Source organism: Streptomyces avermitilis MA-4680 = NBRC 14893, assembly GCF_000009765.2.
GTDB classification, from domain to species: domain Bacteria; phylum Actinomycetota; class Actinomycetes; order Streptomycetales; family Streptomycetaceae; genus Streptomyces; species Streptomyces avermitilis.
Genome location: NC_003155.5, coordinates 100893 through 110725, shown reverse-complemented (window position 1 = coordinate 110725; position 9833 = coordinate 100893). Strand labels below are relative to the sequence as shown.

8 protein-coding genes and 2 pseudogenes are annotated in these 9833 nt (G+C 72.7%); 2 read left to right on the top strand and 8 right to left on the bottom strand.

Translation table 11 applies throughout. The features are described 5' to 3' along the window. The first annotated feature begins 550 nt into the window (after positions 1 to 550). Both SAVERM_RS00925 and SAVERM_RS00920 read left to right on the top strand, forming a co-directional pair. On the top strand, positions 551 to 2377 hold the full coding sequence (locus SAVERM_RS00925) for a glycoside hydrolase family 15 protein (protein WP_037652242.1): 1827 nt from the start codon (positions 551 to 553) through the stop codon (positions 2375 to 2377). Positions 2378 to 2698: 321 nt separating this feature from the next. Next, positions 2699 to 3235, top strand: a complete 537-nt coding sequence (locus SAVERM_RS00920) for a hypothetical protein (RefSeq protein WP_010981533.1) — start codon at positions 2699 to 2701, stop codon at positions 3233 to 3235. A gap of 50 nt (positions 3236 to 3285) precedes the next feature. Here SAVERM_RS00920 and SAVERM_RS00915 read toward each other — a convergent pair whose 3' ends face one another. The 8 genes and pseudogenes from SAVERM_RS00915 to SAVERM_RS39105 all read right to left on the bottom strand — a co-directional run. Continuing rightward, the gene (locus SAVERM_RS00915; RefSeq protein ID WP_037652240.1) at positions 3286 to 4107 is read right to left on the bottom strand and encodes a maleylpyruvate isomerase family mycothiol-dependent enzyme; all 822 of its coding nucleotides are present in this window, start codon (positions 4105 to 4107) and stop codon (positions 3286 to 3288) included. A 384-nt stretch (positions 4108 to 4491) separates the two neighbouring features. Further along, complete coding sequence (locus SAVERM_RS44085; RefSeq protein ID WP_242432067.1) at positions 4492 to 6000, bottom strand: hypothetical protein; 1509 nt, start codon at positions 5998 to 6000, stop codon at positions 4492 to 4494. A 528-nt stretch (positions 6001 to 6528) separates the two neighbouring features. Continuing rightward, entirely contained in the window at positions 6529 to 6996 is a 468-nt protein-coding gene (locus SAVERM_RS39115; protein WP_078234660.1) for a hypothetical protein, read from the bottom strand. After that, positions 6980 to 7471 carry an RNA polymerase sigma factor gene (locus SAVERM_RS00900; RefSeq protein WP_010981529.1) on the bottom strand — a complete coding sequence of 164 codons (492 nt, stop codon included), beginning with the start codon at positions 7469 to 7471 and terminating at the stop codon, positions 6980 to 6982. The genes SAVERM_RS39115 and SAVERM_RS00900 overlap by 17 nt, the downstream gene beginning before the upstream one ends. 91 nt (positions 7472 to 7562) lie before the next feature. Further along, complete coding sequence (locus SAVERM_RS00895; RefSeq protein WP_010981528.1) at positions 7563 to 8177, bottom strand: class F sortase; 615 nt, start codon at positions 8175 to 8177, stop codon at positions 7563 to 7565. Then, a complete protein-coding gene (locus tag SAVERM_RS44080) occupies positions 8174 to 8569 on the bottom strand; it encodes a Tat pathway signal sequence domain protein (protein WP_078234661.1) in 396 nt (131 codons plus the stop codon). Before SAVERM_RS44080 ends, SAVERM_RS00895 begins: the two co-directional genes overlap by 4 nt. A 263-nt stretch (positions 8570 to 8832) precedes the next feature. After that, a pseudogene (locus tag SAVERM_RS00885) lies at positions 8833 to 9318 on the bottom strand (HNH endonuclease); the annotation flags it as partial. Positions 9319 to 9417: 99 nt separating this feature from the next. Continuing rightward, a pseudogene (locus SAVERM_RS39105) lies at positions 9418 to 9624 on the bottom strand (alpha/beta fold hydrolase); the annotation flags it as partial. Positions 9625 to 9833: the final 209 nt, after the last annotated feature.

The following is a 9833-nucleotide window of genomic DNA, read 5'->3' as shown; positions in this document are numbered from 1 at the left end:
TTGACGCCAGGCCGGCAAGGCAGTAACCGGAGCCCGCCACCAGAGGCAGGAAGACACCCCAGCCACCGGACCGTCTCCCCACCCCCCCAGGACGGGCCCCCAGGACGGGCCCCCAGGACGGGCCCCCAGGACGGGCCCCCAGGACGGGCCCCCAGGACGGGCCCCCAGGACGGGCCCCCAGGACGGGCCCCCAGGACGGGCCCCCAGGACGGGCCCCCAGGACGGGCCCCCAGGACGGGCCCCCAGGACGGGCCCCCAGGACGGGCCCCCAGGACGGGCCCCCAGTACGGGCCCTCAGGACGGGCCCCCAGGACGGGCCCCCAGGACGGGCCCCCAGGACGGGGCCGCCCCAGGGCGGGCCTCCAGGACGGGCCCCTGGGGGCTGCCGTTCCCCCCGGCGGGGCCGCTCCCGCAAGTCCGTTGCCCGATGACTCGTTAGCCTGGAGAAGCAGGGGGCGGCCCGGGCGACAGCCCAAGGGAGGCTGACGTGGCTGAAGCGAGGAACACGACCGAAGCCAGAGCGAGGGACGGGGCGCGCGGCAGTCCCGGTGTGCCTTTCGGTGCCGGCCCGCTGCGCTACCTGCCGATCGCCGAGCACGGCCTGATCGGCGATCTGCGCAGCGCGGCCCTGGTCGGCACGAACGGCACCATCGACTGGTACTGCTGTCCGCGCTTCGACGCGCCCAGCGTCTTCGCCTCGATCCTCGACGCGGAGCGGGGCGGATCCTTCGAACTGGCCGCGGACGTTGTGGCACGCACCAAGCAGTTCTACTTCCCCGACACCAATGTGCTGATCACCCGCTTCTTCGCGGACGAGGGGGTCGGCGAGATCCAGGACTTCATGCCGGTCGTCGACGACTCACGGGAAGCCGACCGCCACCGCCTGATCCGCCGCGTGGTGTGCGCCCGCGGAGCGCTGCCCTTCCGCGCGCTCATCGCCCCCCGCTTCGAGTTCGGCACCGCACCGCACACCGTGCAGGTCCAGGACGGCCAGGCGCTCTTCGAATCGTCCTCGCTCCGGCTCGCCCTGACCTCCACCGTGCCCATCGAGGTCGCGGGCCAGGACGTGTGGTCCCTGTTCAAACTGCACGAGGGCGAGTCCGCCGTCTTCACCATCGACCGGATCGGCGGCGACGTGACACCACGCTTTTGCGCCGTGGCCGAGGCCGAAAGGGAATTCAACGCGACCGTCCGCTACTGGCGGCACTGGCTGTCCCGCTCGCGCTACCGCGGCCGCTGGCGGGAGATGGTCCACCGCTCCGCCCTCACCCTGAAACTGCTCACCTACGCCCCGACCGGCGCCATCATCGCCGCGCCGACCACCAGCCTGCCCGAACAGATCGGCGGCGAACGCAACTGGGACTACCGCTACGTGTGGATCCGCGACGCCGCGTTCTGCGTGTACGCGATGCTCAGGCTCGGCTTCACCGACGAGGCCGAAGCCTTCATGGGCTTCCTCTCCGAGTACGTCCGCATCGAAGAAACCCAGGCACCGCACCTGAGAGGCCCGCTGCAGATCATGTACGGCATCGACGGACGCCGCGAACTGCCCGAGCGCGAGCTGCCCCACCTGGAGGGCTACCGCGGCTCGGCACCCGTACGCGTCGGCAACGCCGCCGTCGGCCAGCTGCAACTGGACATCTACGGGGCGCTGGTCGACTCCCTCTACCTCTACGACAAATGGGGCAAACCCCTGTCCAGTGCGCACTGGGACAGCATCAGCGAGCTCGTCGACTGGGTGTGCGACCACTGGGACCAGCCCGACGAAGGAGTCTGGGAGACCCGCGGCGGACGCAAGACGTTCCTCTACTCCCGGCTGATGTGCTGGGTGGCGATCGAACGCGCCATGCGACTGGCCCAGCACCGCGGCCTGCCCGCCGACATGGTGCGCTGGGGCTGCGCCCGGGACGACATCTACCGGCGCATCATGCGCCACGGCTGGTCCGCCGGACGCCACGCCTTCACCCAGTACGAGGACAGCGACATCCTCGACGCGTCCCTGCTGATGATGCCGCTGGCCAAATTCATCTCCCCGACCGACCCGAAATGGCTCGCCACCCTCGACGCGCTGGGCGAGGACCTGGTGTCCGACTCACTGGTCTACCGCTACGACCCGCAGGCCAGCCCCGACGGCCTCCAGGGCGAGGAAGGCACCTTCTCGATCTGCTCGTTCTGGTACGTCGAGGCGCTGACGCGCGCGGGCCGGCTGGACGAGGCCCGCCTCGCGTTCGAGAAAATGCTCACCTACGCCAACCACCTCGGCCTGTACGCGGAAGAGATCGGCCCCACCGGCGAACAGCACGGAAACTTCCCCCAGGCCTTCACCCACCTCGCCCTGATCAGCGCGGCCTTCAACCTCGACCGCGTGCTCGGCTAGCACCGCCGGGCCCCCGCCGCGCGCGGTTCACCCCGCCCGGCACGACGGGCCCGCCCGGAACCAGACCGCGCCCGCCGCCGCCCACTGCCCGCCGCCCGCCGCCCGCGGCCTGTGCGGCCTGTGCGGCCTGTGCGGCCGCGGGCAGTGGCGCGCCCCGCCGGACCGGGCCGGCTGTGACACAGGTCCTGTCGCCCGCCCGGGCGGCCCCCGTACCTTTGCCTGCCACGTGCCTGCCACACGCGCGCCCCTCGAGGGGCGCGCGCGTGCCCGCGGCCGGATCCACGCACAGGCCGGGCGGGCACCTGCACAGAACGGACCACCATGCTCAGTGATCTCTCGCCCGTCATCGCCGCCTCGGCGCGCTGGCTGCTGTCGGCGTTCCCGCCGGCCGCCGGCCCGCTCAACGATGCGCTGGCCGAAGCCCAGGCACAGCACGCGGCCACCATCGCCGCCGCCCTGCGCTACCCCACCGCGCTGGACGCCGAACTGCTGAACCTGCTCGGCCCCGGCGGCTCCGGGGCGCTGGACCACGTCACCGGCGCCGCCGCCCACCCGCTCACGGACGCCGCACCCGCCTGGCGCACCCAGGTGGACGAAACCGTCGTCAGCTGGGCGGCCTGCCTGCTGGCCGACCCCGCTCTCGCCGCCGTGGCAGCGGCCTGCCTGGCCGCAACCCACCACGGCGCGAACGGCGTGGGCGACGCGCGCCGGCTGACCATTCCCAGCCCGCGCGATCACCGTGCGGCGCCGCTGCTGCGCCACCCGGATCTCCTCGGCCCGATCGCGGACCTCCACCGCGAGAGCCTGCTCGGCCTCCTGCACCCCGGCCCGGCCCTCACCTCACCCGGGCACAGGTGAGCGGCGCAGGCACACATCCCCGCCGCCTGCCGCCTGCCGTCTGCTGCGGTTCAGGGCGCTGTGAAGAGAGCCGGGAAGCGGGGAGCGAGCCACGGCCTGCGGCCCCAGGCGAGGATGCGGCCCTGGGCGATGGCGCTCCACTGACCGCGGCGGCCCAGTGCCATCAGCAGGAAGGTGACCGGCTCGATGAGGATGGTGCAGTCCGGGCGGTCCGGCGGCCGCGGCCCCACAGCCACCGCACCGCCGGCCACCCGCACACCGAACCGTCCGCCGCCCCACAGGCGGATCGCGTAGGAGGCGCTCAGCCCGGCCGTGCGGGCGGGCTCGCTCACCCGCGGCATGGCCGTGATCAAAAACGGCAGGGTCAGCTCCACCCGGGCACGGTCGATCATGTGCGCACACCCCAGCGCACGGGCGAGGTCGTAGCCGTGGCCGAGCATGTGCGTCAGGAGGTAGGACCCCAGCACACCGGGGCCCATCGGACCCAGCGGGGAGACAAGAGCTGCCCCCGCCGCGCTCTCCTCCAGCGCCGTCACACAGGCATCGGCCTGCGCCACGATCATCGCGGCCAGCGGCTCGGCCCTCCGCTCGCCGAACGCGGCGAGCGCCCGCTCATTGGCCGCGGCAAGGCTCTGCGGCGTGCCGTCCCCCCAGCTGCGCGCGCGTCCCGCCGCGATATCGGCCATCAGCTCGCCTGCCTGCGCCAGATGCGCCGCCGCCTGCCCGACGGTCCACTGCGACCCGGGCACCCCACGCCCCATGTCGGCGCCCCCGCGCAGCAGCGCGGCGATCTCCTCGGCGGTATCGCGTACGGCCGCACCGAGCCCCTCGGGCAGGATGCCCCGTACGTCCTGCCCAGCCACTGATTCCACGCCGCTCCTGTCCTTGCTGGTCTTGCTGTCCGGCCCGCGCCGGGTGCGTGCGCCACGGTGGCGGCGAACGCGTGGCCGACCGGCCGGAGTACAGAAGACCAGGCGACGCGGCCGGCGACAAGGCCCTGAGCAGCAAGGCCGCAGACAGCGCCGGGGACGGCCCGCGCCGTGCAGGCCCGCGGCGAGACGCGGGCCGGCGCACCGGAGGCACCCGCCCGGTGCGCAGCCGGGAGACGCGGGGCGCCCGGCGGACGGCGGATCGTGCACCTGCTTGTCCATGGGCGGGGCCGTGCTCGGTGATGCGCCCGGAGCGGGGCCCGGGGCGCCGGGTGGCGCCTTTGTCCGGGGCCCGCCCCGGGTGTGGGTCAGCCGGGCTGTCGTAGGTCAGTGCAGGTTCTGGACCGCCGGGTCGGTGAAACCGACGGCGAAGACCGAGCGGAGCGACAGATTGTCCGAACTGTTGTAGCCGGTGCAGGCGTTGCCGCTCTCGGAGACGGCCGGGAACTCGTACGGGTACGAGGCGCGCAGTGAGGTGCCGGCGCAGATGCCCTCCGTCAGCCCCCACAGCTCGTCCACCTGGGCCGTGTCGAGCTTGGGCCAGTAGCTGAGGGCCTGCGGCGAGCCGACCGCCCAGTTGCCGCCGGCCGCGCAGCTGGTCACGGCCCGGGTGTCACCTGCCCAGGTGTGCGAGAAGACGGCGGGCTTGGTGCCGCAGCCCTTGCTGAAGGCGAAGTTCAGCAGGCCCGCATCGTCCGTCCAGGTCATGCCGCCCTGCAGTCCCTGGTAGCCGGAGGCCGCGTACGCGTCCTGGATCACGGTCTTGCCGCCGGACATGTTCAGCAGCCCGGGGTAGGCCGAGGCGCTCGTCGGGTTGAGCTGGTAGCGCACCACCCGGCCGCCGGCGACATTGCCGTACCACTCGCCCGTGACCAGCTTGAACGGGCCGGCGCCGGTCTTGTCCAGCGAGAGCCAGGAATAGCACAGGGCGTCGGCGTCGGGGGTCCCGTCGACGGCGTTCGTGGAGCACGAGGCCGGTGTGGACGCCTGCTTGTAGTAGTGGACCTCGGGCAGGACGTACGGGTAGCCGCAGGCACTGGAGTTGCCGCCGCTGACGCCGTAGGAGTTGAGGCCGGAGCCGTAGGTGTCGACCTTGGCGAGCTTGTTGATGTCGAAGACGCGGATGCCGTTGGCGGTGTCGGTGACGTAGAGGTAGTTCGCGTACCAGACGATGCCGCCGCCGTGGCCGGTGACGAACTTGAAGTTCGAGGCGCTGGATGAGGTGCTGGTCGGCTCGGCGAGCAGGACGTGCCGGTACTTGCCGGTGTCCCGGTCGATGAAGGAGACCTTGAGCAGGTTGTTCGTCTTGCAGCCGTCGTTGGCCTCGAGGTCGCCGGCCGAGTTGGTCTTGAACGTCTTGTAGTGCCAGGCGACCGCTGAGACGTGCTTGCCCTGGATGGCGCCGTCGCCCCCGTCGGCGGTGCCGGTGGTGCTCATGCCCTGCGGGAACCAGCGCGGCGTGGTGTCGTCGGCATGCGCCGAGGACCAGCACCAGGCGACCTTCTTGTTCACCGGCGGCAGCGCCTGCGTCTCGCTGCCGGCGCACGCGCGCATGGAACGCAGGTTCATCCAGGCGTCGGTGGCCCCGGACGAGTTCTTCGTGTAGTCGGTGGTGACGACGTCCGTGAGGTTGGCGTGGTTTGTCAGGACGTTGTTGTAGAGGTTGTTCGTCGCCGACTCGTAGTTGGTGTCGGTCATCTTGAACTGGTCGGTGCCGAGCGTCAGTTTCGTCACCGCGGTACCGTCCGCGGCCGCGGGCAGGTCCGTGATCCCGGCGAACAGGGCGGCTGTCGCCGCGAGGACGGCCAGCGGTCTGAGTGTCCGTATGAGTGCCACACGCACCCTTCCATCAGGTGAACGGAGCATGTCTCCGTCCGGCACATGAGTAGCAGGCGTAGATCATAAGCAGCGCGGGGGCAGGGGGCAGGGAGCGGCATGTGTTGGCTCCCTCGGACCACAACGGGTGGCTGACGGCTCATCAGGCGGCCGCCGGCTGCGCGCACGAGAGCTGAGTGCCCGTTTTTCGAAGTCGCTGAAGTGTGATCTCCCGCCGGGCCTGGCCTGGTGGTGTGGCCGATGGTTCCGGCCGGGCGCCCGCCCGGTACTGCCCGGCCTGCGGTGAACGGCTTCAGCCGGACGCCGGCCCGAAGGCCCGGTTCTGTTCGGCGTGTGTCGCTCCAGGCACTGGCATCAAGCCCGCCGAGTGCGGGCGGGGGTGGCGGCCCTGCGGGACGCGCGGGACACCGCGAAGTGTCCGTCGCGCGGGAGGCGGTGGACGCCCGGGGCGGAGCATCCGGCGGGCACGCTCTGCCGCTGGGGGCGCCGTCCGAGGCCCGCGGACCGCTGCGGCCGTGCTGACCGTGGCTACGGGCGGGTGCTGCTTTCGGGTGTGGCTGCCGGGGCCGATGGTGCGAGGGACGCCGAGGCCGGTGTCGCCGACGGTGCGCGGGTGGGGACGGCCGCCCTGGTCGGGGTGGTGGTGGCGCTTTGGGTCCTGCTCCCTGCGGAGGGGCTGGGGCTGACGGGCTCGGGCGACGCCGGCGGGGCGGGCGCGGTGGGGGAACTGCTCGCGGGCGGCGGGGCGAGAGGGACCGTGGGGGAGGGGGGCGCGCCGGGCGTGGCCAGGTGCAGCGGCAGCGCGATGAGGGCGGCGACCGCGCACGCCAGGCCGGCCCCGGCCGCGGCGCGCAGCAGCCGGCGGCGGGCCGCGCCGCGGCGGATCGCCTCGTAGCGGCCGGCCGGTGGGCCGAGATAGTCGGAAGGGGGCCGCAGGATGACGGCGAGGGGGTCGTCGGGTTCGAAGTCCGGACCGTCGTCAGAGTGTGTGATCAAGGCTTCTCCTGAGGTGGGCACGGAGCAGTTCTCGGGCCGCGTGGAGGTCGGCCTTGATGGTTCCTTCCTTGCGCCCGGTCAGCACGGACACCTCCCGGATCGGCATGTCAGCGTAGTAGTGCAGCAGGATCGGGACGCGCAGTCGCTCCGGCAGCGACTGCACGAGCAGACGTACCGACGGATCGGCCTGTTCGCTCGGCGGGCGGAGCGCGGCTTCGGCGGTGACCCGGTGCACGGCTCTGCGTTCACGCTCGAGCTTGCGCCAGTGGTCCCGCACGAGGTTGGCCGCGGTGACGTAGAGGAAACCCCGGGGCTCCGCCACGGAAGTCCAGCGGGCCCAGAGCCGGGTGAACGCCTCCGAGGCGATCTCGTGAGCCGTCTCGTCGTCGTCGACCAGCCGGCGGCACCAGCCGGCCAGGCGCGGGTAGAGGGCGGCGAACAGCTCGGACGCTGCCCTCTCGCGGGACCGTTTCAACGCTCTCCATGGTCGTGATGGCACTCATAGGGAAGGATCCCGGGCCGCCGGCACACGTGGGTCCGCCGGCCCGGGATCCGGGCGGCGGGGGTCAGGGGCTTGCGGAGCTCAGCGCGGCGAAGACGATCACGTTGTCGAGGTACCCGTCACCGTTGCGGGGGCCGCCGCACGTGATGAGCCGCAGCTCCGGACGGTTTACGTCCCCGTACACCGCGTCCGCCGGGAAGTCGGCCTTGGGAACCGTCCGTACGGCGGTGACGGCGAACACCGCCGCCGTGCCGTTCTCCAGGCGCGCCACGATCCGCTCGCCCCGGCGCAGCCGCGCGAGGTGACGGAAAACCCCGTCCCCGTAAGCGCCGACCGTGACATGGCCGAGGATCACCGACGGGCCCCTCTGCCCCGGCGTCGGCGAGTGCCGGTACCAGCCCGCCCGGTCGTGCGCCGTGACCGGCGGCACCTGCACGCTGCCGTCCGCGGCCAGCCCCAGCCGCAGGAGCGGGGTGTCGACCCCGATCGCCGGGATCTGCAACCCGACGGGGACCGAACGCCCAAGCGCATGCGCCGGCTTCGCGGCGGCCCGCGAAGACGAGGGCGTACGCCCAGGGCGTGCGGCCGTCGTGGCCTGGCCGGCCCCGGGGCCGGCGCAGCCCACGAGCAACGAGGCCATCGCCGCGGCGGTGAAGGCGCGCCTGGAGGGCAGGGTCATGCCCCGCTCGCCCGCCGGCGACGCACGAGAAAGACCGCCGCGCCGCCCACGGCGGCCACCGCGGCAGCACCCCCGCCGATCAGCCCGCCCCCAGTTTCGGACTGCGCCGACGCCGGCGTCACACCGGTGTCGGGCGCTCCCTTCGGTACGACGGCGACCTGGCCCGGGGTCGACGCCCGCGTCGGTGCGGCGCTCGGAGTCGACGCCCGCGTCGGCACGGCGCTCGGGGTCGCCGCCCGGGTCGGTGCGGCGCTCGCCGCCGGGGTCGGGGCGGTGGTGGCGGCCGGACGGGTCGAGGAAGCCGGGCTCGCCCCGTCGGCGAACGCGACCGCCGTGCTCGCCAGCACGGCCGTGCACGCAAGTGCCGCGGCGCTGAGGACAGTTCGGCGCATGAATCGCTCTCTTTCGTCGGTCGGCCCGCCCGGTGATGCGGCGGGCTGAATTACGGATCGGGCACAGAGACGAGGCAGCAGCAGAACAGGTTGTAAAGAGAAGGCAAAGCCGCCAGAAGCCCGCCGCCGGCCGGCCCGAACCAGCGGGTACGGGTGGCGGGGTGGGGGAGCGGCGCCGGCGACGGGCATGGGCGCAAGCATCTTTGACGATGCGCCGGCCAGGCTCGGGGATCTGGCACCGTGTCAGGCTGCCGGGGGCCCGCTCACCGCGCCACGGGCGTGGGGGCGTGCTTGAAGACCTGCTGGTGATGCCAGTGAATGTGTTCCGGGCCGGGGCTGGGGTGGCCGGGGCGGGGCGGGGCGAGGGGCCGGCGGTGGAGGATGCCGACGGCGTGTCCGGCGTGGCTGCGGGCGACATACAGGGGAGAGACCTGGATGCGCAGGCCGGGGGAGAGGCCGAGGACCCCGAGGCCGAAGAGGATGTGGTGCAGCGCGCACAGGGCGAGTGCGTTGGCGAGGGTGTCGGGGCCGTCCTGGCTGTGCCACCGTATGTGTGCCGCTTCCAGGCCGACGGGGTTACGGCCGAGCATGCCGTCGTATCCGCAAAAAGCGCACGCGTAGGCATAGGCCCGCAGCACCTCTTCGGAGAGCCCCGGGCGGCGCGTGCGGCGCCCGGACGAGGCCGGTGCGCCCTGCGCGGCTTCCAGCACGGCCGGTTCCCAGCCGAGAGCGGCGCACAGGGGAGCGTCTCTGATCAGCTTACTGATCGTTTCAGAATGAAGTTCGGAGTCGTCTCAAGCAGATGATGCTGCAGGCGAGTTGGAGCAGGCTGAGGTGGATGTCGGCGCGTACGGATGACGCTCGCTCGCGCCGTGCCCGCGCTGATCGACCGCGACGACCCGATACCGGGCAATCAGCCGCGAGGCCACCACCTCCCACTCACCCGCATGACCGGCCAAGCCGTGCAGCAGCACGACCGGCTCCCCCGGCCCGCCCCGGTCCCGGCAGACAAGCCGAACCCCGTCGCGCCCCACCACACGCTCGGACCACACCACGACCGCCCCCAGGAATCGTCTCGCCCGATCATGCCCCGACAGCCACGAGCCGCGCTCAAGGCCGCCCTTCTCGAAGGCGCGCCGCCATGAAACACCGGCCACGTCCGCGGCGACGGTGCCCTGCGACCGCAGCGGGGCAACTGCCACTGTCAGACCCAGGTGGCAGCATCACCGAAGTGAACGCCCTGAGGCGTCCTCAACTCACCTCC

What these genes read in the sequence shown, in the direction of transcription:
- SAVERM_RS00895 (WP_010981528.1), bottom strand. Translation starts at nt 8,177, where the DNA reads ATGACCCTGCCCTCCAGGCGCGCCTTCACCGCCGCGGCGATGGCCTCG.
- SAVERM_RS00920 (WP_010981533.1), top strand. Translation starts at nt 2,699, where the DNA reads ATGCTCAGTGATCTCTCGCCCGTCATCGCCGCCTCGGCGCGCTGGCTG.
- SAVERM_RS44080 (WP_078234661.1), bottom strand. Translation starts at nt 8,569, where the DNA reads ATGCGCCGAACTGTCCTCAGCGCCGCGGCACTTGCGTGCACGGCCGTG.